We start from the raw sequence: 20,531 nt of genomic DNA on the forward strand, positions 1-20,531 counted from the left end.
ATGATCCGCCGGACAGGCCCTGGGCGTCGCCCCGGCGTCAGCCGTTCCCGAGCTGGTCCTCCCGGTAGAGGCGGCGGGCGGTGCGGATCAGCCAGTACTCCAGCAGGAGGCCGCCGATCCCGGGGAAGCGGGTCGTGTGCGATTCGTCGTTGACGACGAGGGCGACCAGGAGCACGGGCCACAGCACGGCCAGCGCGGTGGTGAAGACGAACCGGGCCGTCACGCGCCCGGTGCGCTTCCACCCGGCGGGGGCCTTTCGCTCGGCCTCTTGCCCGGCTGCCCGCTCGCGCGGCCGGGGTATCTCCTCCTCCGTACGCGCCGGCAGCGCGACGACCGCGTCGGCGGGGACGGCGGCGTCCAGCACCGCGATCCGCTCGGCCGTGACGTCCCGGAACAGGGTCGGCTCCACGGCCACGCGGAAGCCGTCGAGGCCGGTCAGATGCCGGGCGTCGTCGGGGCGGGTGGTCATCGCGGCACAGGCGTCGTACCGCACGGTGACCAGGCCGCCCGGCAGCGACAGCGTCACGCCCCGGTCCCCGATGACCAGCGTGACGTCGTCGTCCTCCAGCGACGGGTGCAGCGAGCCGGAGACCCCGGACGAGGAGTACTGCGGGGCGAGCGTGAGGCCCGCCCAGTCGGCGCCCCGGGTCGGCACCTGGAGCAGTCCGGCGTCCCAGGCCTCGCGGGCGACCTCGCGCAGGTCCGCGAGCGTGACCGCCTCCAACTCGGCCCTGTGCTCTTCCGGACTGAGGATCCGGTGGCCGAGCAGCAGGCTCAGCGCGTACGACGGCAGCATGGTCGCGCCGAGGTCGGGAACGTCGTACAGCTTGAGCAACTTGCCGCGGGCGGAGTCGAGTTCGGCCTGCTCGATGCGGCCGGCGCGCAGCCGGGCGAAGGCGTCGACGAATCCGCCGACCACCGCGTCCTGCTTCTGCGGCAGCGCGTCGGCGTACGCGGTCAGGGTGGCGAAGCCGGTGTCGCGCGGGGTGTAGTCGGCCTCCGCCGAGTACGAGTAGCCGCCCTTCTGGCGCAGGTCCTGGAAGAGGGCGCGGCCGAGCACGTCGGCGAACACGGCGGCCGCGGTGGAGCGGCGCAGCACCGAGGTGAAGACGACGTGGCCGTCGTCGCCCCGGATCCAGGCGGGCGTGACGGGCAGGGCGCTGGTCGCGGCCGGTGCGGGGATGCGGCGGCCGGCGGGCAGGCCGAGGTCCAGGCCGTCCGGTACCCGGTCGCCGGTGATCCACAGCACCGCGTTGTCGCGGGTGAAGCGGGTCTCGGCCCAGTGCCGCACCTGGTCCGCGGTCAGGCTGCGGGTGCCGAGTTCGTCGTAGCCGGCCAGGCCGTAGCCCTGGGCGCCGTAACGCCATAGCGGCAGCTGGGACATGGGCCCGTTGGCGCGTTTACGGGCCTCCGTCCGCAGGATCTCCTTCTCCGTCTCCAGCCGGTCCAGCGGCAGGTCGCGCAGGGCCGCGCAGACGTCGTTGAGGTAGGTGACGACCTCGTCCTCGTCGCCGGTGACGTGGAAGAGGGTGTACGTGTCCGACGTGGCCCCGTTGTAGTGCAGGTCGGACAGGCCGAGGCGGTGCAGGGCGAGGTGCTCGACGAGGTGGGTGACGCCGGAGGTGGGCAGGGTCTCGTCGGCGCGGCCCACCCGGAAGATGAGACCGGCGGTGAGGGCGCCGGGGCGTGCGGCGAGCAGGGTGGGGATGCCGTGGACGGCGGTGTGGTCGACGAGGCCGTCGAGGACGGCGAGGTCCGTGCTCACTGCCGGCTGCGTGACCGGTTCCGCGACCGGTTCCGTGACCGGTTCCGCGACTGGGGCGTGGTCCTGCGTGGTCATGTGTGCGTCCCCCTCAGAGCGTCGCCAGCGCGGCGGTGCGGTACTTCGCGAACCGGCTCTTCCAGTCCGGCAGGTACTGCCAGAAGGACTCGGAGGCGGTGTCGCCCAGGGCCGCGAAGTGCCGTGCGGCGTCGTGGAGATGGCCGCCGAGCGAGAAGGCCAGGGCGAAGGTGCTGTGGCCGCCGATGTGGTGCCAGCCCGGACGGTGGCCGGGGTGCAGCACGGAGACCTGGGCGGCGTGGCGCAGGTCGTCGCGGACCGCGATGTCCCGCATGTATTCCGCGGCCTTCGCGCCGTCGAGGTCCGAGCAGTGCTCGATGTGGGCCTCGGCGACCAGGACTCCGGCGTAGGAGCCGTCCGGCGCCTTGCTCGCGCACTCCTGGGCGAATCCGTGCGCGGCCTCCCAGGAGCCGCCCCACTTGGGGCAGAGCTGCTGCAGCAGCTGCGACTGAGCGCGGAACAGGTGCGGGTGGTGCTCCGCCAGCCGTTCGTAGCGCCGCCGGGCCTCGGACTGCCCCAGCTCCAGGCCGCGGGCGGTGAGCAGCCGGGCGGTCCAGGCGGGCGCGTACGCGGGCTGCTCCGCGCACACCTCGATCAGCAGTTGCTCGGCCTTGCGCAGCCAGGAGTGGAACTCGTCGAACTGCTCCCGCGACACGTGCTGGGCCCGGGCGCCGCTGCGGACGCGCCAGCCGATGCGGATGTAGCGCTCGGCGAGCAGGGTGCGCGGCAGCGGGTCGGCGGGCAGCGCCTTGACCGCCGCCTCCAGGTACGCCTCGGTCCGCTCCACCTCGGAGAGCTGTCCGGTGGCGAAGGTGACCTTCTCGACGGAGTCGAGCCCCGTGAAGAAGGCCCGGGTGGCTGCCCAGTCACCGTCCCAGGCGGCGGTGCGCAGCGCGGCCAGCTCGGGCAGCACGTCGAACGGATCGGTCACCAGGGCCGAAGGTCTGCCACTCTGTTCGGTCCCCTTGCCGGTGGTGCTTCTGCCCATGCGGACGCCCCCCTTGGCGCGACGGAGTGTGCGGGCGCGCAGACTGGCCCCCCAGGCGCGCGAGAGTCCGTGCAGGTTAGCAGGCATGTGTGACAGGCAGTCACGTATATACGGTCCCGCGCCGGCTCCACCACCGCGCTGACGGCGACCACCGGCACCGTCTTAAGGTGATGCCCTGTCTCCCGCGCCGAGCCCTTGGCGACCCACGATGAGAAAGCAGGCCGTGTCCGTGGCCACCATGCCGCCCGACGAGCCCAGCCCCGGTTCCGGGAACGAGTCGTCTTCGTCTTCGTCGATACCCGACGACATGTGGCAGAAGTTCCTTGAGGAGAGCCAGAACGGCATACCCGACTCGGCCCCCAAGGAGCCCTCCGCGCGGGCCCGGATGGTCGCCGACCGGTTACGGCAGCAGGAGGCCCGGGGCGAGGTGCCGGAGGGGTGGCGTACGGGGCCGGTCCGGCCGCGGCGGCGGCGACGGATACCGGCCGTGCTCGGCGTCGCTCTGGCCGCCGCCGTGGCCGTCGTCGCGGTGAAGCCGTCGCTGCTGCCCGGCGACCTCTTCGGGACCGGCAAGCCGGATGCGGCGGCCGGGTCACCGCTGCCCGCCGAGACCGCCGCCCCGACCGCGCCGCCCCCCTCCGTCGCCCCGCGGACTCCCACCCTGGACGAGCCGTTCGCCGGTTCCCCGGCCCTGCGCTGGGCCGACGGCCAGGCGGGCATCGTCCTGCCGGAGGCGGCTCCCGTCGGCAGCCTGTCCGAGGCGCAGGTCGCGCAGGCCCTACGGCAGACGAAGAAGCTCCTGGTCGATGCCAACCTCGATCCGGCCACCCTGCGCGGCGAGCGCCCCGCCGACGCGCTCGGTGTGATCGAACCGCGCCAGACGGACCTGCTCGACCGGTTGGACACGTCGCTCGGCAAGCCGGACAAGACGCATGATCCGCTGTCGCTGTTCAGCCGCTTCGACCCCGGCGAGGTCCGGCTCGTCGGTGACGTCGTCAAGACCCGTGGCCGTATGACGTTCAAGGCGGGCGAGCACGCCTCGGTCGCCGTGCACGCCGACTACACCTTCGTCTACCCGCTCGTCAGGACGGACGGCCGCACCGACGTCACCCGCACCATCGTGCGCCGCGTCCTCGACGTCGAACTCCCCGACCCGGCCGGCCACCAGGTCACCCCCGGCAGGGTCACCGTGGTCCGCTACGACGTGAAGCTCGGCAACTCCGCGTGCGAGGTGTACGACGGATTCCTGCACCCGCGGTTCCCGACGGCCGAGCCCACGGGGGCGGCCCCGACCGGGCCGACCACCGATCCGTACGACCGCAGCGAGGGCTTCGACGAGAACCGCGCGAAGGAGTGCGGCACGGTCTCGCGGATCTGACCGGCCGCGCTCAGCGAGCGCGGCGCTTCAGGGCACCGACGAAGGCGGCGAAGGCCTCGGCCGGGAAGGTGAGGGTCGCCCTGGCCGGGGTCTTGGAGTCACGGACGGATATGCGGGCGGGGCCGGTGGCTATCTCGACGCAGTCGTTGCCCTCGCCTCCGCCCGAGTAGGACGACTTCTTCCATTGAGTGGGGGTCATGCTGTCCTCACAGCTCCTTGGCCAACCCGCGAATGAGGTCACGTGACTGCTCCGGGGGGAGTGACGCTTCCTTCACCCTACGGAAGAGCGTTTGAAAGTGCTCCAGTTGGGCCTCGGAATCCAGAAACGCAGTGCCGTGCGGGGCGTCCCGGACCACGGTGTCCAGCCGGGGCACCGCTCCACCCACGTGCACCATGGCGCTTCCGGCTCCCGGGAAGTCGTCCAAGGCGAACGGCACCACTCTCACCGTGATGTGGTCCGCCTCCGACATTTCCAGGATGCGGGTCAGCTGGGCACGGGTGGCGACGCGTCCCGCCACCTTGATGCGGAGCGCCGCCTCGTGGATCACGGCCTCGTACGGGATGGGGTCGGTCCCCTCGATGACGACCTTCCGCCGCATGCGGTGGGTCACTCGCAGATCCACCTCGTCGTCCGGGAACTCCGGGTTCATGTAGGAGAAGAGGGCCCGCGCGTAGTCCTCCGTCTGAAAGAGGCCCGGCACGTGGATGACTGCCACGTCGTGGCGGAACGTGGCGTGGTGATCGAGTTCGGCGAGGTCCAGATAGGCGGCGGGGAGGACGCCCCGGTACTCCTCCCACCAACCCCGGGTGCGGTCGGTCGCCATGGCCACCAGGGCGTCGACCAACTCCGTTTCCGCGCAGGCGTAGTTCGCGGCCAGACGACGCAGTCGCTCTTCGCTCACCCCGGCGAGGGCGGACTCGATGTGGCTGATCTGGACGGGGCTCACCCCGAGCAGGGCTGCTGCCTCGCGCGCGGTGAGGCCCGCAGCGTCGCGGAGCCTGCGAAGTTCGTGCGCCAGGCGCATCTGACGTGCCGTTGGTTCGCGCCTCAACGCCATCGGGGCTGCTCCTCGGGTCCAACGCGCGTGCGGGCGCGACTCGTTCGAGCGCAAGGTTACGCGATCGGCTTGCTCGACATGAAGATTTAGACCTACTCTCGGTGATGCATCGCACACGCTGCGAAACGCCGGGACGCCGGAAGCGCACCGCTTCGTCCTGCCGTGACGGACGCGGCAACGACACCGGAGCCCGGCCTCGAACCCCTCTTCCTGTCAACGGAGTCGACCCATGCCCGAAAGTGAACCGTGGGAGTACTGCCTCTACATCCCGAACGACCCCCGCGCCGTCACCGTCAGCCGCCGCACCCTCCGCCTGATCCTCACCCTGCACGGACTGATCCGTCTGGTCGACGTCGCCGAACTCCTCGCGGCCGAACTCGTCACGAACGCCGTGTCCCACACCAAGGGGCCCGCCGCGCTGCGGGTGCGCTGTGCGGCCGGGGTGCTGCGGATCGGGGCGTGGGACGCCGACCCGGAGCCGCCCGAGCCGCCGCGGTCCCCGGGCCAACCCGCCGACCTGGAGAACGGCCGCGGTCTCGCCCTCGTCCGCGCCTGCGCCGACCTGTGGGGCTGGCATCCACTGGCCCGGCACGGCAACCGGGGCAAATTCGTGTGGTGCGAATTGTCGGCGGCGTGAACGTTCCCCCGCCGCCCGAAAGGGTGAACGGATTCGATCGCCCGGACAGCCATCCCTTGATCCATCCAGGCTGGAACTCGCCGGAGAGAAATGGAAGGAAATCATGTCGTTCGTCAGCTACTTCCCCGGCCGCGGGACGGTTCGTGAGACCGCCTACCTGGAAGGGAAGGCCGAAGGCAAGATCGAAAACCGCGTCTCGCTGATTCTGCGCGTGCTCGAGTTGCACGGCGTCCCCGTCCCCGAGGACGCGCGGGAGCGCATCACTTCGTGCACCGATCTCGACGCGCTCGCTCGCTGGTTCGACCGCTCCCTGACGGCCACCGCGGTCGAGGAGCTGTTCGCCGATGAGGCCCCGGAGATTCCCGCGAGCGGTCCTGAACAGGCCTGAACCGCGCGGCGATCGTAGAGTGCCCGGGTGAGCATCATCGGGGTCGGTATCGACGTGGCCGAGATCGAGCGGTTCGCGGCGTCGCTGGAGCGTACGCCCGGGCTGGCTCGACGGCTGTTCCTGGACGGCGAGTTGCTGCTGCCCGGCGGTGAGCGCAGGGGCGTCGCCTCGCTCGCCGTCCGGTTCGCCGCCAAGGAGGCGCTGGCCAAGGCGCTCGGCGCGCCCGCCGGGCTGCTGTGGACGGACGCCGAGGTCTTCGTCGAGGACAGCGGGCAGCCGAGGCTGCGGGTGAAGGGCACGGTGGCCGCGCGCGCCGCGGATCTGGGGGTGCGGTCCTTCCACGTGTCGCTGAGCCACGACGCGGGAGTCGCGTCGGCCGTGGTGATCGCGGAGGGCTGACCGGCCCACGTGCGGGCGCGGGCGCTTCCGGGGGAGACTCGACCCCATGCGTACTGCGTACAGCGTGGAGACGGTGAGGGCGGCCGAACGGGAGCTGATGGCGCGGCTCCCGGACGGGGCGTTGATGCAGCGGGCGGCGGCCGGACTGGCGGCCGCCTGCGCCGACTTGCTCGGGCGGGTCTACGGCAGCCGGGTCGTCGTGCTCGTCGGCAGCGGGGACAACGGAGGTGACGCCCTGTATGCCGGTGCCCGGCTGGCCCGGCGCGGAGCCGGCGTCACGGCCGTGCTGCTCGCGCCCGAGCGGGCGCACGCCGGCGGACTGGCCGCGCTGCGCCGCGCCGGGGGGACCACCGTCGGGACGGAGGACGCCGAGCCGCTGATCGAACGGGCCGATCTCGTCGTCGACGGCATCGTCGGCATCGGCGGCCAGGGCGGGCTGCGGCCGGACGCCGCGCCGCTGGCCGCTGCCGCCGAGCGGTCGCGGGCCGCCGTCGTCGCCGTCGACCTGCCGAGCGGCGTCGACGTCGACACGGGCGAGGTGCGCGGGGCCGCGGTGCGCGCCGATCTGACGGTCACCTTCGGGACGCACAAGCCGGGCCTGCTGATCGATCCCGCCCGCGCGCACGCCGGGTCCGTGCGGCTCGTCGACATCGGGCTCGGCGACGCCCTGCCCGACCAGCCCGAACTGGAGGCGCTGCAACACGCCGACGTGGCCCGGCTGCTGCCGGTGCCGACGGGGGAGAGCGACAAGTACCGGCGCGGGGTCGTCGGCATCGCCGCCGGGTCGGCGCGCTATCCGGGGGCCGCGGTGCTCGCGGTGTCCGGCGCGCTCCGGGGCGGCGCCGGGGCCGTGCGGTACGTGGGGCCTGCCGGGGGCGCCGTCATCGCCCGGTTCCCGGAGACGCTCGTGTCGGACCGGGGACCCAGGCACGCCGGGCGGGTGCAGGCGTGGGTGGTGGGCCCCGGCGCCGGTGACGACGCGTCGGCCGTCGGAGAGGTGCTGTCGGCGGACGTGCCGGTGCTGATCGACGCGGACGGGCTGCGGCTCGCCGACGTCGGCGCCGTACGGGCCCGCACGGCGCCGACGTTGATGACCCCGCACGCCGGAGAGGCCGCCGCGCTGCTCGGCGTGGCCCGGGAGGAGGTCGAGGGCGCGCGGCTGGCCTCCGCCCGCGAACTCGCCGCCCGCTACGGCGCCACCGTCCTGCTCAAGGGCTCCACCACACTCGTCGCCGACGCCGGCGGCGGGCCGGTACGGGTGAATCCGACCGGCACGTCCTGGCTGGCCACGGCCGGCAGCGGCGACGTGCTGTCGGGGCTCGCGGGATCGCTCCTGGCTTCCGGGCTGTCGGCGCTGGACGCCGGAAGCGTGGCCGCCTATCTGCACGGGCTGGCGGGGCGTTTCGCGGCGAACGGGGCGCCGGCGGGAGCCCACGACGTGGCGGAGGCGCTGCCGCGGGCATGGCGGGACGTGTGCCACTAAGCGGCCCCGTCGAGCCACTGAACGGCCCGTCGAGCCGCTCAACGGCCTGTCGAGCCGCTGAGCGGGTTCGCCGGTATGGGTGGCGCGGCCCGGTTCACAACCGCGGTCGTCCACCAGGGCATCCGAGGGGCCCACGACGTGGCCGAGGCGTTGCCGGGGGTGTGGCGGGAGTCTGGCGGGGCGTGAGGACGCGGGCTCCGGGGCCGGGGTCGTGGCAGGTGTCTGTCCGGTCCGGGCGGGGCCTCTGAGAGACTGGGGGCGCCATGAACGAGACAGCAGCTGCCCCCACCGCGACCCTGCGGGCCCGCGCCGAGATCGACCTCGCTGCCCTGCGGGCCAACGTGCGGACCCTGCGTGCCGTCGCGTCCGGGGCGGCCGTCATGGCCGTCGTGAAGTCCGACGCGTACGGCCACGGGGCCGTGCCGTGCGCCCGCGCGGCCGTCGAGGCGGGGGCGACCTGGCTCGGCACGGCCACGCCCGAGGAGGCGTTCGCCCTGCGGGCCGCCGGGCTTCCGGGGCGGGTGATGTGCTGGCTGTGGACCCCCGGCGGGCCGTGGCAGCAGGCGATCGAGGCCGACGTCGACGTGTCGGTCAGCGCCATGTGGGCCCTGGCGGAGGTCACCGAGGCCGCCCGGCGGGCCGGCCGGCCCGCGCGCGTGCACCTGAAGGCCGACACCGGCCTCGGCCGCAACGGATGCCAGCCGGGCGCCGACTGGAGCGAACTCGTCGGCGCGGCGCGCCGCGCCGAGCGCGACGGGCTGCTGCACGTCACCGGCCTGTGGTCCCACTTCGCCTGCGCCGACGAACCCGGACACGCCTCCATCGCCGCGCAGCTGACCCTGTTCGAGGAGATGGTCGCGCACGCCGAGGCGCGGGGCGTGCGGCCCGAGGTGCGGCACATCGCCAACTCGCCGGCCCTGCTCACGCTTCCCCAGACGCACTTCGACCTGGTCCGCACCGGCATCGCGATGTACGGCATCTCGCCCAGCCCCGAGATCGGCACCCCGGCCGACTTCGGACTGCGCCCGGTGATGACGCTGTCGGCGTCCCTCGCCCTGGTCAAGCACGTACCGGGCGGCCACGGCATCAGTTACGGCCACCACTACGTCACCCCCGGCGACACCACCCTCGGCCTCGTTCCCGTCGGGTACGCCGACGGCATCCCGCGGCACGCCTCCGGCACCGGCCCCGTCCTGGTCGGCGGCAAGTGGCGCACGGTCGCGGGGCGGGTGGCGATGGACCAGTTCGTCGTGGACCTCGGGGGAGACGAGCCCGGGGCCGGCGCCGAGGCGGTGCTGTTCGGGCCCGGCGACCGCGGCGAGCCGACCGCCGAGGACTGGGCGCAGGCCGCGGGCACCATCGCGTATGAGATCGTCACCCGCATCGGAACGCGCGTTCCCCGGGTCCACACTCATGTCCGTATGGACGACCATGTGGGCGAGGGCCAAGCGGGGTAACCGCGCAGGGGGCCGACGGCGTCACACCATCCGTGGGCGGCACCAGGCCGGTGCCGTCCGGGCCATCGAACAGCAGTCCGTCGAAGGGGAGCGGGTACGTGAGCGAGAGCAGTGCGGAGGCCCTCACGGCCGTCGCCTCCGCCGCGCAGGCGACGGCCGCGACAGCCGCCGCGGCCGCGACCGGCGCGACGGGCGCGACGGGCGGGACCTGGCGCCGGGTGACCGGCATAGCGGGCGCCGCGATAGGCGTGGTCGCCGCGGGCGCTGCCGCCGGCCTCGCCATCGAACGGCTCACCGTCGGCCGCGACATACGGAGGAAGGCGCGGCTCGCCCTCGACTCCACCGGACCGTACGGCGCGCTGCGCGGCACCCCCGGCAAGGCGTACGCCGACGACGGGACCGAGCTGTACTACGAGGTCGACGACGTCGACCCGGAGACGGCCCCCGCACTGACCCCGCGCCGCCGCCGGCTGTTCGGGCGCAAGGCCCCCGCCCCGGTCACCGTCGTCTTCAGCCACGGCTACTGCCTCAACCAGGACTCCTGGCACTTCCAGCGCGCGGCCCTGCGGGGCGTGGTGCGGACCGTGCACTGGGACCAGCGCAGCCACGGCCGCTCCGGGCGGGGAGTGCAGCAGGTGCGGGACGGCGTGCCGGTCACCATCGAGCAGCTGGGACGCGACCTGAAGGCCGTCATCGACGCCGCCGTGCCGGAGGGCCCGATCGTGCTGGTCGGGCACTCGATGGGCGGCATGACCGTGATGGCGCTGGCCGACCGGTACCCCGAGCTGATCCGCGACCGGGTCGTCGCGGTCGCCCTCGTCGGCACGTCGTCCGGGCGGCTCGGCGAGGTGAACTTCGGCCTGCCGGTCGCCGGCGTCAACGCCGTGCGCCGGGTGCTCCCCGGAGTGCTGAAGGCGCTGGGGCAGCGGGCCGAACTGGTGGAGAAGGGACGGCGGGCCACCGCCGACCTGTTCGCCGGGATCGTCAAGCGGTACTCGTTCGCCTCGCGGGACGTCGACCCGGCCGTCGCCCGGTTCGCCGAGCGGATGATCGAGGGCACGCCGATCGACGTCGTCGCCGAGTACTACCCGGCGTTCGACGACCACGACAAGACCGAGGCGCTCGCGCTGTTCAGCGACATACCCGTGCTGGTGCTGGCCGGGATCGGCGATCTGGTCACGCCCAGCGAGCACAGCGAGGCCATCGCCGACCTGCTGCCGGACTCCGAGCTGGTGCTCGTCCCGGACGCCGGGCACCTGGTGATGCTGGAGCATCCGGAGGTGGTCACCGACCGGCTCGCCGACCTGCTGACCCGGGTGGGCGCCGTGCCCGCAGGGGCTACCGTGGGTGGCTATGGAAGCACCAGCAGCACCGCACGACGCGGCTGAGACCGAGCTGACCGTCACCTCCCCCGAGCAGATGCGGGAACTGGGCCGCAGACTGGCGAAACTGCTGCGCGCCGGTGACCTGGTGATGCTCAACGGCGAGCTCGGCGCGGGCAAGACGACCCTCACCCGCGGCCTCGGCGAAGGGCTCGGCGTCCGGGGCGCCGTCACCTCCCCGACCTTCGTGATCGCCCGGGTGCACCCGTCGCTCGCCGACGGCCCGGCGCTGGTCCACGTCGACGCCTACCGGCTGGGCGGCGGGCTGGACGAGATGGAGGACCTCGACCTGGACGTCTCGCTGCCGGATTCGGTGGTCGTCGTGGAGTGGGGCGAGGGCAAGGTCGAGGAGCTGACCGACGACCGCCTGCACGTCGTCATCCACCGGGCCGTCGGCGACACCACGGACGAGGTCCGGCACGTGACGGTGACCGGGCTGGGGGAGCGGTGGGCGGCGGCCGACCTGAGCGTGCTGTCGGCCTGACCCACTGCCTGACCCATCCCGACGCGGTCGTTCGCCCCGGGGCCGGTTGCGGCCCGCGCCGTGCCCCGTGGTGGGTTCCGGCCGCCGTCGCCCCGGGGCGGAGTTCCGACACGATGTCGGCAAAATGTTGCGTCCGGCGTCCGATACGTGGTCACATGGTATTCCCTTCGTGGTTAGGTTTACCTAACTACGCTCGCGCCCGGCTCCCAGGAGGCGCTCATGACGGCCACGGAACGAGACGAGGTGCCGCCGCGCGAGGTCTCCGCGGTGCCCATGCGTGAGCTGCTGGCGTCCTGCGCCGCCGCGAAGGCCATCTCCACCCCGCCGGGCCTTCCCGACCCCGAGGCGTCCCGGCCGCACCCCCCGCACCGGGAGTCCGGACAGCGGGAAGCCGAGCACCGGGAAGCCGGACATCGGGAAGCCGGACACCGGGACGCCGCCTGAGCCCGCCGGGCGAACTCCGCGGCGGTTGGGTGGCGCCCTGAAGGGGCGCGGGGAACTGCGCGACCGGCCACGACGGTGCGGCAGGCGGCGGCAGGTGATCGACGGCCCGGCGCGGCACTTCCGGCGGAGCCCTCAGCGGACCACCACGACCGGGCGGCCGATCGTCGCGAACGCCCACACCGCGTCGCCGTCCTCGCGGGACTCGCGGATCCCGCCGGTGCGCACGCCCTCGTCCGGTTTCGCCGTCGCCGGCCCCGCCGGTGTGCTGAACCCGACGGCGACGCCGTCCACGTAGGCGAAGCGGACCACGTGCCGGACGGGGGCGCCGTCGGTGCCGGTGACGGAGTTCGAGCGGGAGGTGACCTCGTAGGTGCCCGGCGCCGGGTCCACCTTGCCGGGCAGGACCAGGAACGTGCGGCGCACCTTGTCGCGCGCGCCGACCAGCCACACCCGGTCGCCGGTCACCGAGTACACGACCCGTGGGCCCGTGCCGGAGCCGACGGGCAGGGCGGTGGGGTCCTTCGGGCCGCGGGCCGGCCGTGTGGGCGCCGCCGACGGCGACGTACCGGCGTGCGGCCCGCCCAGGCCGTCCGGGACGCCCGCGGCGGCCTGGAAGGCGAGGACGCCGACCGTCGCGACGGCCGCCGTGGTGAGCCCGAACACGATTCCTGAGCTGCCGCCTGCCACCGTCGCCCACCTCAGCCGTCGCGTCGTAGGTCGTGCTTCCGGGCGACCGTAGCAGCCACCGTGCGCCCGGACCGGGCGGCCGTGCGCGCGCCGCGGGAGCCGTAGGCTGTTTGCGTGCTCTTGCTCGCTCTGGATACCGCCACCCCCGCCGTGACCGTCGCCCTGCACGACGGAACGGACGTCATCGCCTCCTCGACCCAGGTGGACGCGCGCCGGCACGGAGAGCTGCTGCTGCCGGCCGTCGACCGGCTGCTCGCCGAGGCCGGACTCAAGATCGACGCCGTCACCGGCGTCGTCGTCGGCGTCGGCCCCGGCCCGTACACCGGGCTCCGGGTCGGCCTGATGACCGCGGACACCTTCGGGCTGGTGCTCGGAGTCCCGGTGTACGGCGTGTGCACGCTCGACGGCCTCGCCTACGCGGCGGACATCGAGCAGGGCCCCTTCGTCGTGGCGACGGACGCCCGGCGCAAGGAGGTCTACTGGGCGACCTACGCCGACTCCCGCACCCGTCTGACCGGCCCGGCCGTCGACCGGCCCGCCGACATCGCCGACCGGGTCGCCGGGCTGCCGGCCGTCGGCGCGGGCGCGCTGCTGTACCCGGACACCTTCCCCCGGGCGCACGAGCCCGAGCACGTGTCGGCCGCCGCCCTGGCGTCGCTGGCCGCCGAGCGGCTCGCCGCCGGGGAGGAACTGCCCGCTCCGCGGCCGCTGTACCTGCGCCGGCCCGACGCCCAGGTCCCCAAGAACTACAAGGTGGTCACCCCCAAGTGACCGGACCCGAGACCCCCCGACTGCGCGAGATGCGCTGGTGGGACATCGACCCCGTGCTGGAGCTGGAGAAGGACCTGTTCCCCGAGGACGCCTGGTCCCGGGGCATGTTCTGGTCCGAACTGGCCCACGCGCGCGGCCCCGAGGCGACCCGCCGCTACCTCGTCGCCGAGGCCGGCGACCGGATCGTCGGGTACGCCGGGCTCGCCGCCTCCGGCGACCTCGCCGACGTCCAGACCGTCGCCGTCGCCCGTGACCACCAGGGCACCGGGCTCGGCGGACGCCTGCTGACCGAGCTGCTGCGGGCGGCGACCGCGTTCGAGTGCTCCGAGGTGATGCTGGAGTGCCGGATCGACAACACCCGCGCCCAGAAGCTGTACGAGCGCTTCGGCTTCGAGGCCATCGGGTTCCGGCGGGGCTACTACCAGCCGGGCAACGTCGACGCCCTGGTGATGCGCCTGACCGACCCTTCCACCTCCGTACAAGGAACCGAGATCAATGGCTGACGAACCACTCGTCCTCGGCATCGAGACCTCCTGCGACGAGACCGGCGTCGGCATCGTCCGCGGCACCACCCTGCTGGCCGACGCCGTCGCCTCCAGCGTTGACGAGCACGCCCGCTTCGGCGGCGTCGTGCCGGAGGTGGCCTCCCGCGCGCACCTGGAGGCGATGGTGCCGACCATCGACCGCGCGCTGAAGGACGCCGGGATCAGCGCCCGCGACCTGGACGGCGTCGCGGTCACCGCGGGCCCCGGCCTGGCGGGCGCCCTGCTGGTCGGCGTCTCGGCGGCGAAGGCGTACGCCTACGCCCTCGGCAAGCCGCTGTACGGCGTCAACCACCTCGCCTCGCACATCTGCGTCGACCAGCTGGAGCACGGCCCGCTGCCGGAGCCGACGATGGCGCTGCTGGTCAGCGGTGGGCACTCGTCGCTGCTGCTGTCGGGCGACATCACCTCCGACGTCCGGCCGCTGGGCGCGACCATCGACGACGCGGCCGGCGAGGCCTTCGACAAGATCGCCCGCGTGCTGGACCTGGGCTTCCCCGGCGGCCCGGTCATCGACCGGTACGCGCGCGAGGGCGACCCGGACGCGATCGCGTTCCCGCGCGGCCTGACCGGCCCGCGCGACCCGGCGTACGACTTCTCCTTCTCCGGCCTGAAGACGGCCGTCGCCCGCTGGATCGAGGCCAAGCGGGCCGCGGGCGAGGAGGTGCCGGTGCGAGACGTGGCGGCCTCCTTCCAGGAGGCGGTCGTCGACGTGCTCACCCGCAAGGCCGTGCGGGCGTGCAAGGACGAGGGCGTGGACCACCTGATGATCGGCGGCGGTGTGGCCGCCAACTCCCGGCTGCGGGCGCTGGCGCAGGCGCGCTGCGAGGCGGCGGGGATCCGGCTCAGGGTGCCGCGGCCGAAGCTGTGCACGGACAACGGGGCGATGGTGGCGGCGCTCGGCGCGGAGATGGTGGCCCGCAATCGGCCGGCCTCCGACTGGGACCTGTCGGCCGACTCCTCGCTGCCGGTGACGGACCCGCACGTACCCGGCAACGGCAACAGTCACGGTCACGGTCACGGTCATAGCCATGATCACGTGCACGAGACCGCCAAGGAGAACCTGTACCCGTGACGGTCGCGCTGATGTGGGAGGCGAGGGCCGCCGCGGGCCGCGGCGCGGAACTGCTCGCCTGGGCACGGGACCGGGAACTCCCGGCCCGCCCCCTGCGCCGGGAGACCTTCCGCGCCCCGCAGGACCGCGTCCTCGTCATCACCTGGTGGGACGCGGCCCTCGACGCCGATCTCCCCGAACTGCCCGAGCCGGACGCCGGGTTGGTCACCCGTGCGGTGCACCGGTGGCGGTTCGAGTCGGTGGGGGCGCAGTAGCGGCCCGGAGCCCCGGGGCGGGCGGGACACCCCGGGCCACTCCGCCCCGGACGCCCGGGGTCACTCCGCCTTGGACGCCCCGGGCCACTCCGCCCGGACGCCTCGGGGTGCTGCGCCCTGGACATTCCGGGTCGCTCCGCCCCAGACACGCCCCCTGTCACTGCGCCCTGGACGTTCCGGGTCGCTCCGCCCCCGACGCCCGGGCTCACTCCGCCCCGGACACCTCCGTCTCGCAGCGCAGGCGCCGGTCCGGGCCGAGCGGGCGGACCGGTCCGGTCAGCGTGAGGCGTGCCGTGTGGCGGACCTCCGCGCTGGACGCCGCCAGCCGCAGTTCCAGGGCGCCGGGTTCGACCACCCGGGTGCCGGAGCGGTCGGTGAACGCCGACAGGTCCGCGTGGAACCGGAAGGTGACCCGGGCCGCCGCGCCCGGCTCCAGCTCCAGCCGCCGGTAGCCGATCAGGCGCACGTCGGGCCGGGTCACCGAGGCCACCGGGTCGTGCAGGTACAGCTGCACCACCTCCGCCCCGGCCCGGTCGCCGGTGTTGCGGACGGTCAGCGACAGGTCGTAGGAGCCGTCCGTGGTGATCTCGGGCGCGCTGCCCGCGAAGTCGTCCCACCCGAACGTCGTGTACGAGCGCCCGTGCCCGAAGGCGTACAGCGGGGTCGGGTCCAGGTTGCTGACCTCGCCCGCGAGGCCGAGCGGCGGCTGGAGGTAGGTCCAGGGCTGGCCGCCCGGCTCGCGCGGCACGCTCACCGGAAGGCGGCCGGAGGGGTTGACGCGGCCCGACAGCACCCCGGCCACCGCCGGCCCGCCCTCCTCGCCCGGGAAGAAGGCCTGCACGACGGCGCCCAGCCGGCCCTGCCAGCGGCCCAGGGCGTAGGGCCGGCCGGTCAGCAGCACCAGCACCACCGGCACCCCGGTGGCGACCAGGCGGTCCAGCAGCTCGCCCTGCACGCCCGGCAGCCGCAGGTCGGTCACGTCGCAGCCCTCGCCCGAGGTGCCCCGACCGAACAGGCCCGCCCGGTCGCCCAGGACCGCCACGCACACGTCCGCCTCGGCCGCGCGGGCCACCGCCTCCTCGAAGCCGGAGGCGTCCGGGTCGGACACTCCGCAGCCCTCCGCGAACGTGACCTTGGCGTCGGGGAGTTCGGTGCGCAGCGCGTCCAGCACGGTGGGGATGTCGATGCCGGTCGGCACGTCGGGGTGCCGGGGCAGGACGTGCGAGGGGAAGGAGTAGCAGCCGAGCATCGCCAGCGCGTCCGCCGCCCTCGGGCCCACCACCGCGATCCGGGTGTCGGGCGCCAGCGGCAGCAGCCCGTCGGGGTTGTCCAGCAGCACCACCGACTCCCGGGCGAGCCGGCCGGCCACGTCCCGGTTGGCCGCGGAGTCGAGGTCGAGCGCCGCGGGCGGCTCCGGGTCCCAGTCCTCGTCCAGCAGACCGAGTTCGCACTTCTGCAGCAGGACCCGGCGGGCCGCCCGGTCCACCAGGGACTCGGGGACCTCGCCCGCCCGGACGGCCTCCAGCAGCGGCCTGCCGTAGCAGTTCAGCGTGGGCAGCTCCACGTCGATGCCGGCGGTCAGGGCCGCGTGCGCCGCCTCGGCGGGGGAGCCCGCGACGCGGTGCAGGGTCTGCAGGAAGGCGATGCCGAAGTAGTCGGCGACCACCGTGCCGGTGAAGCCCCACTCCTCCCGCAGCAGGCGGGTCAGCAGGGCGGGGTCCGCGGAGGCCGGGATACCGTCGGTGTCGGTGTACGCGGCCATCACCGAGCGGGCCCCGCCCTCGCGCAGCGCCATCTCGAACGGCACCAGCGTCACGTCGGCGAACTCGCGCACGCCCGCCCGCACCGGAGCGAGGTTGCGGGCGCCGGCCGAGGACGCGTACCCGGCGAAGTGCTTGAGCGTGGCGACGACGCCGGCCGACTCCAGGCCGCGCACATAGGCGGTGCCGACGGTGCCGACCAGGTAGGGGTCCTCGCCGATCGTCTCCTCCACCCGTCCCCAGCGCGGATCGCGTACGACGTCCAGCACCGGGGCGAGGCCCTGGTGGACGCCGGCCGCCCGCAGGTCGTGCCCGATGCGGTGGCCCATCTCCTCGACCAGGCCGGGGTCGAAGGTGGCGCCCCAGGCCAGCGGCACGGGGTAGGCCGTGGCGCCCCAGGCGGTGAAGCCCGCCAGGCACTCCTCGTGGGCGACGGCCGGGATGCCGAAGCGGCCGGCCGCGGCGATGCGCCGCTGGGCGCGGGCCAGCGCCCGCGCGCCCACCGCCGGGTCCACCGGCGCGGTGCCATAGGAGCGCGTGAGCTGGCCCAGGCCGTGGTCGATCAGCTGGTCGAAGTCGTAGTCGGCGGCCATCTCGCTCTGCAGGGGGGCGACTCCGTCGCCGTCCGTGGCGGCGCCCACCCACACCCCGTACAACTGGGCGGTCTTCTCCTCCAGGGTCATCCGGGAGAGGAGGTCGTCGACGCGGGCGGCGGCGGGCAGGGCGGGGTCACGCCAGGGGGCGGTGGTCATGAAACTCCTGCTCTCGTCGAGGCGGGGTGCGGCCCTCTCGCGAATGTTTCGGTAAGCATGTCGAATGTTCCGGAACCTAGGCCGGTGGCGAAAGGTTCGTCAAGAGGGGGTGCAGGGATACGATCGCCGCCATGACCCCTCCGGAGCCCCAGGAAACGCGGACGGCGGGCCGGTCGGCGCAGAGCGCGACGCTCGCCGAGATCGCCCGAGAGGCCGGCGTGTCCGCGCCGACTGTTTCGAAGGTCCTCAACGGACGCGCGGATGTCGCCCCCGCCACCCGCAGCCGCGTGGAGGAACTGCTGCGCGTCCACGGCTACCGGCGCCGCCGCGCCGAGACCAGCCGCTCGCCCCTGATCGACCTGGTCTTCCACGAGCTGGAGAGCTCCTGGGCGATGGAGGTCATCCGGGGCGTGGAGAACGTCGCCCGGGACGCCGGCCTGAGCGTGGTGCTGAGCGAGAGCGCCGGCCGGCTCACCCCCGGCCGCACCTGGGCCGACCAGGTCGCCGCGCGCCGGCCGCACGGCGTGATCCTGGTGCTGTCCGGCCTCGACGACTCCCAGCGCGCCCTGCTGACCAGCCGCTCCATCCCGTTCGTGGTGGTGGACCCGGCGGGCGACCCGGGCATCGACGTGCCGTCGATCGGCGCAACCAACTGGCAGGGCGGGCTGGCCGCCACCCGCCACCTGGTCGAGCTCGGCCACACCCGTATCGGCGCGATCAGCGGACCGTCCCGCATCATGTGCAGCCGCGCCCGCGTCGACGGCTACCGGGCGGCGCTGGAGACCGCCGGACTCCCGGTCGATCCGTCGATGATCGCGGCCGGCGACTTCCGCCACGAGACCGGCTACCGGCAGGGGCTGCGGCTGCTGCGCCGTCCGGACCGGCCGACCGCCGTGTTCGCCGGCAACGACCTCCAGGCGCTCGGCCTGTACGAGGCCGCCCGCGAGCTCGGGCTGCGCATCCCGGAGGACCTGAGCGTGGTCGGGTTCGACGACCTGCCGATCGCCCGCTGGGTGGGCCCGCCGCTGACGACCGTACGGCAGCCGCTGACCGAGATGGCCGAGACGGCGGCCCGGCTGGTCCTCGACCTCGGCCGCGAGGACCACGCCCCGGTGGCCACCCGGGTGGAACTCGCCACCAGCCTGGTGGTGCGCAGCAGCACGGCGGCGCCTGTGGAGGTTTGAGGCATGTCCGGCGTGATCCGCCGTGCCGGTTTGAAGGCTCAGTCGGCAAAGGGGTGGCTGTTGCTGTATTGACGGGTGTGGCGGGCAGTCCGACACTCTCCGAAGCTAATCGGTTGCACGACCGAAACTTTCGGAGGCCCCCGCAATGAGATCTCTGAGAACGGCGTTATCCCCCAGATCCCTCACATCCCTCGCGTCACTGCTCACCGGCGCGCTGATGCTGTTCACGGCGCCCGTGGCGCACGCTGCCGACACCCCGCTGCGCGACCTCGGCGCCGCCAAGGGCAAGATCGTCGGCACGGCGGTCACCGGCTCCAAGCTCACCGGCACCTACGGCGACGTCGCGGGCGCCCAGTTCAGCTCGCTCACCCCCGGCAACGCCATGAAATGGGGGTCGGTCGAGCCGACCCAGGGCAGCTTCAACTGGACCGAGGCCGACCAGATCGTCGCCTTCGCCGAGGCGCACGGCCAGCAGGTACGCGGCCACACCCTGGTCTGGCACAGCCAGAACCCGAGCTGGCTGACCAACGGCTCCTGGACGTCCGCGCAGCTCAGCAGCCTGTTGCAGAACCACATCAGCACCGAGGTCGGCCGCTACAAGGGACGGATCGCCGCCTGGGACGTCGTCAACGAGCCCTTCAACGAGGACGGCACCTACCGCTCCACCCTCTGGTACAACGGCCTGGGCGCCGACTACATCGCCAACGCCCTCACCTGGGCGCACGCCGCCGACCCGGCCGCCAAGCTGTACATCAACGACTACAACGTCGAGGGCGTCAACGCGAAGTCCACCGCCCTGTACAACCTGGTGAAGTCGCTGAAGGACCGCGGCGTGCCGATCGACGGCGTCGGGCTGCAGGCCCACCTGATCCTCGGCCAGGTTCCTTCGACGCTCCAGCAGAACATCCAGCGCTTCGCCGACCTCGGCGTCGACGTGGCGATCACCGAGCTGGACGTGCGCATGGCCCTCCCGGCGGACAGCGCCAAGCTCGCCCAGCAGGCCGCCGACTACAAGTCGGTCGTCGCCGCCTGCGCGGCCGTCGCCCGCTGCGTCAACGTCACCGTCTGGGGCTTCGCCGACTCCGACTCCTGGGTGCCGAGCACGTTCCCGGGCTACGGGGCGGCGACGCCGTACGACGAGAACTACGCGCCCAAGCCCGCGTACTACGGCATCGCGGAGGCGCTCGGCGGCACGACCACCCCGCCGCCGTCCACGGACGGCTGCACGGCGGCGTACAGCGTGACCAACCAGTGGAGCACCGGGTTCACGGGGGAGGTGCGGATCTCCTGTTCCGGGGCGTCCCTGTCGTCCTGGAAGGTGAGCTGGACGTACGGCGCGGGCCAGCAGGTCACCCAGGCGTGGAACGCCTCCTGCACCCAGTCCGGGGCGGCGGTGACGTGCGCCAACGCCTCCTACAACGGCGCGGTGCCGGACGGCGGTTCGGTGACCTTCGGGTTCAACGGGTCCTGGAGCGGGAGCAACCCGGCGCCCACGGTGACACTGGGCTGAGCGGAGGCTGAGAAGGATGAGATTCTCCGAAGAAAACCGTCCCGCAGCGTTCCTCTAA

21 protein-coding genes are annotated in these 20,531 nt (G+C 73.6%); 15 read left to right on the top strand and 6 right to left on the bottom strand.

The features are described from left to right. Positions 1-37 precede the first annotated feature (37 nt). Both ACZ5GT_RS21075 and ACZ5GT_RS21080 read right to left on the bottom strand, forming a co-directional pair. The gene (locus ACZ5GT_RS21075) at positions 38-1,840 is read right to left on the bottom strand and encodes a M16 family metallopeptidase (RefSeq protein WP_469026759.1); all 1,803 of its coding nucleotides are present in this window, start codon (positions 1,838-1,840) and stop codon (positions 38-40) included. Between the two features lie 13 nt (positions 1,841-1,853). Continuing rightward, positions 1,854-2,828, bottom strand: a complete 975-nt coding sequence (locus ACZ5GT_RS21080) for a hypothetical protein (RefSeq protein WP_469026762.1) — start codon at positions 2,826-2,828, stop codon at positions 1,854-1,856. A gap of 208 nt (positions 2,829-3,036) precedes the next feature. On the opposite strand from ACZ5GT_RS21080, the gene ACZ5GT_RS21085 reads away from it, so the two are divergent. Then, positions 3,037-4,206 (top strand): hypothetical protein, encoded by a 1,170-nt coding sequence (locus tag ACZ5GT_RS21085; protein WP_469026769.1) that lies wholly within the window; start codon positions 3,037-3,039, stop codon positions 4,204-4,206. Between the two features lie 10 nt (positions 4,207-4,216). Here the strand turns inward: ACZ5GT_RS21085 and ACZ5GT_RS21090 are convergent, their stop codons facing one another. Together ACZ5GT_RS21090 and ACZ5GT_RS21095 are read right to left on the bottom strand one after the other, a co-directional pair. Beyond that, entirely contained in the window at positions 4,217-4,405 is a 189-nt protein-coding gene (locus ACZ5GT_RS21090) for a DUF397 domain-containing protein (protein ID WP_469026774.1), read from the bottom strand. Between the two features lie 7 nt (positions 4,406-4,412). Then, positions 4,413-5,264 carry a helix-turn-helix domain-containing protein gene (locus ACZ5GT_RS21095; protein ID WP_469026781.1) on the bottom strand — a complete coding sequence of 284 codons (852 nt, stop codon included), beginning with the start codon at positions 5,262-5,264 and terminating at the stop codon, positions 4,413-4,415. Between the two features lie 229 nt (positions 5,265-5,493). On the opposite strand from ACZ5GT_RS21095, the gene ACZ5GT_RS21100 reads away from it, so the two are divergent. The 8 genes from ACZ5GT_RS21100 to ACZ5GT_RS21135 all read left to right on the top strand — a co-directional run bounded on the left by ACZ5GT_RS21100 (position 5,494) and on the right by ACZ5GT_RS21135 (position 11,938). Further along, a complete protein-coding gene (locus tag ACZ5GT_RS21100; protein ID WP_469026787.1) occupies positions 5,494-5,901 on the top strand; it encodes an ATP-binding protein in 408 nt (135 codons plus the stop codon). A gap of 103 nt (positions 5,902-6,004) precedes the next feature. After that, positions 6,005-6,289, top strand: a complete 285-nt coding sequence (locus ACZ5GT_RS21105) for a hypothetical protein (RefSeq protein ID WP_469026790.1) — start codon at positions 6,005-6,007, stop codon at positions 6,287-6,289. Between the two features lie 27 nt (positions 6,290-6,316). After that, positions 6,317-6,688: a holo-ACP synthase gene (locus ACZ5GT_RS21110; RefSeq protein WP_324789161.1), complete on the top strand. Its 372-nt coding sequence runs from the start codon at positions 6,317-6,319 to the stop codon at positions 6,686-6,688. 46 nt (positions 6,689-6,734) lie between these two features. After that, the gene (locus ACZ5GT_RS21115; RefSeq protein WP_469026795.1) at positions 6,735-8,171 is read left to right on the top strand and encodes an NAD(P)H-hydrate dehydratase; all 1,437 of its coding nucleotides are present in this window, start codon (positions 6,735-6,737) and stop codon (positions 8,169-8,171) included. A 263-nt stretch (positions 8,172-8,434) separates the two neighbouring features. Beyond that, entirely contained in the window at positions 8,435-9,628 is a 1,194-nt protein-coding gene (gene alr / locus ACZ5GT_RS21120) for an alanine racemase (protein ID WP_469026798.1), read from the top strand. Positions 9,629-9,726: 98 nt separating this feature from the next. Further along, the gene (locus ACZ5GT_RS21125; protein ID WP_469026803.1) at positions 9,727-11,016 is read left to right on the top strand and encodes an alpha/beta fold hydrolase; all 1,290 of its coding nucleotides are present in this window, start codon (positions 9,727-9,729) and stop codon (positions 11,014-11,016) included. Further along, entirely contained in the window at positions 10,982-11,494 is a 513-nt protein-coding gene (tsaE, locus tag ACZ5GT_RS21130) for a tRNA (adenosine(37)-N6)-threonylcarbamoyltransferase complex ATPase subunit type 1 TsaE (RefSeq protein ID WP_469026808.1), read from the top strand. The genes ACZ5GT_RS21125 and tsaE overlap by 35 nt, the downstream gene beginning before the upstream one ends. A gap of 219 nt (positions 11,495-11,713) precedes the next feature. Continuing rightward, a complete protein-coding gene (locus ACZ5GT_RS21135; protein WP_469026810.1) occupies positions 11,714-11,938 on the top strand; it encodes a hypothetical protein in 225 nt (74 codons plus the stop codon). Positions 11,939-12,070: 132 nt separating this feature from the next. On the opposite strand, the gene ACZ5GT_RS21140 is transcribed toward ACZ5GT_RS21135, so the two are convergent. Further along, on the bottom strand, positions 12,071-12,625 hold the full coding sequence (locus tag ACZ5GT_RS21140) for a hypothetical protein (protein ID WP_469026812.1): 555 nt from the start codon (positions 12,623-12,625) through the stop codon (positions 12,071-12,073). Positions 12,626-12,739: 114 nt separating this feature from the next. On the opposite strand from ACZ5GT_RS21140, the gene tsaB reads away from it, so the two are divergent. From tsaB to ACZ5GT_RS21160, 4 genes are read left to right on the top strand one after another with little or no spacing between them, the layout of a single operon-like run. Beyond that, on the top strand, positions 12,740-13,396 hold the full coding sequence (gene tsaB, locus ACZ5GT_RS21145; RefSeq protein WP_469026818.1) for a tRNA (adenosine(37)-N6)-threonylcarbamoyltransferase complex dimerization subunit type 1 TsaB: 657 nt from the start codon (positions 12,740-12,742) through the stop codon (positions 13,394-13,396). Next, entirely contained in the window at positions 13,393-13,899 is a 507-nt protein-coding gene (rimI, locus tag ACZ5GT_RS21150; protein ID WP_469026822.1) for a ribosomal protein S18-alanine N-acetyltransferase, read from the top strand. Before tsaB ends, rimI begins: the two co-directional genes overlap by 4 nt. After that, positions 13,892-15,013 (top strand): tRNA (adenosine(37)-N6)-threonylcarbamoyltransferase complex transferase subunit TsaD, encoded by a 1,122-nt coding sequence (gene tsaD, locus ACZ5GT_RS21155; protein ID WP_469026827.1) that lies wholly within the window; start codon positions 13,892-13,894, stop codon positions 15,011-15,013. Before rimI ends, tsaD begins: the two co-directional genes overlap by 8 nt. Beyond that, positions 15,010-15,267: a hypothetical protein gene (locus ACZ5GT_RS21160; RefSeq protein ID WP_469026832.1), complete on the top strand. Its 258-nt coding sequence runs from the start codon at positions 15,010-15,012 to the stop codon at positions 15,265-15,267. Before tsaD ends, ACZ5GT_RS21160 begins: the two co-directional genes overlap by 4 nt. Positions 15,268-15,472: 205 nt before the next feature. On the opposite strand, the gene ACZ5GT_RS21165 is transcribed toward ACZ5GT_RS21160, so the two are convergent. Next, on the bottom strand, positions 15,473-17,779 hold the full coding sequence (locus ACZ5GT_RS21165) for a beta-xylosidase/alpha-l-arabinosidase (protein WP_469026835.1): 2,307 nt from the start codon (positions 17,777-17,779) through the stop codon (positions 15,473-15,475). Positions 17,780-17,910: 131 nt separating this feature from the next. Here ACZ5GT_RS21165 and ACZ5GT_RS21170 point away from each other — a divergent pair, with 131 nt between their 5' ends. Further along, the gene (locus tag ACZ5GT_RS21170; RefSeq protein ID WP_469026841.1) at positions 17,911-18,963 is read left to right on the top strand and encodes a LacI family DNA-binding transcriptional regulator; all 1,053 of its coding nucleotides are present in this window, start codon (positions 17,911-17,913) and stop codon (positions 18,961-18,963) included. A 145-nt stretch (positions 18,964-19,108) separates the two neighbouring features. Continuing rightward, complete coding sequence (locus ACZ5GT_RS21175; protein ID WP_469026847.1) at positions 19,109-20,473, top strand: endo-1,4-beta-xylanase; 1,365 nt, start codon at positions 19,109-19,111, stop codon at positions 20,471-20,473. Positions 20,474-20,531: the final 58 nt, after the last annotated feature.

The sequence above is a fragment of the Streptomyces sp. NPDC031340 genome, from assembly GCF_055569945.1.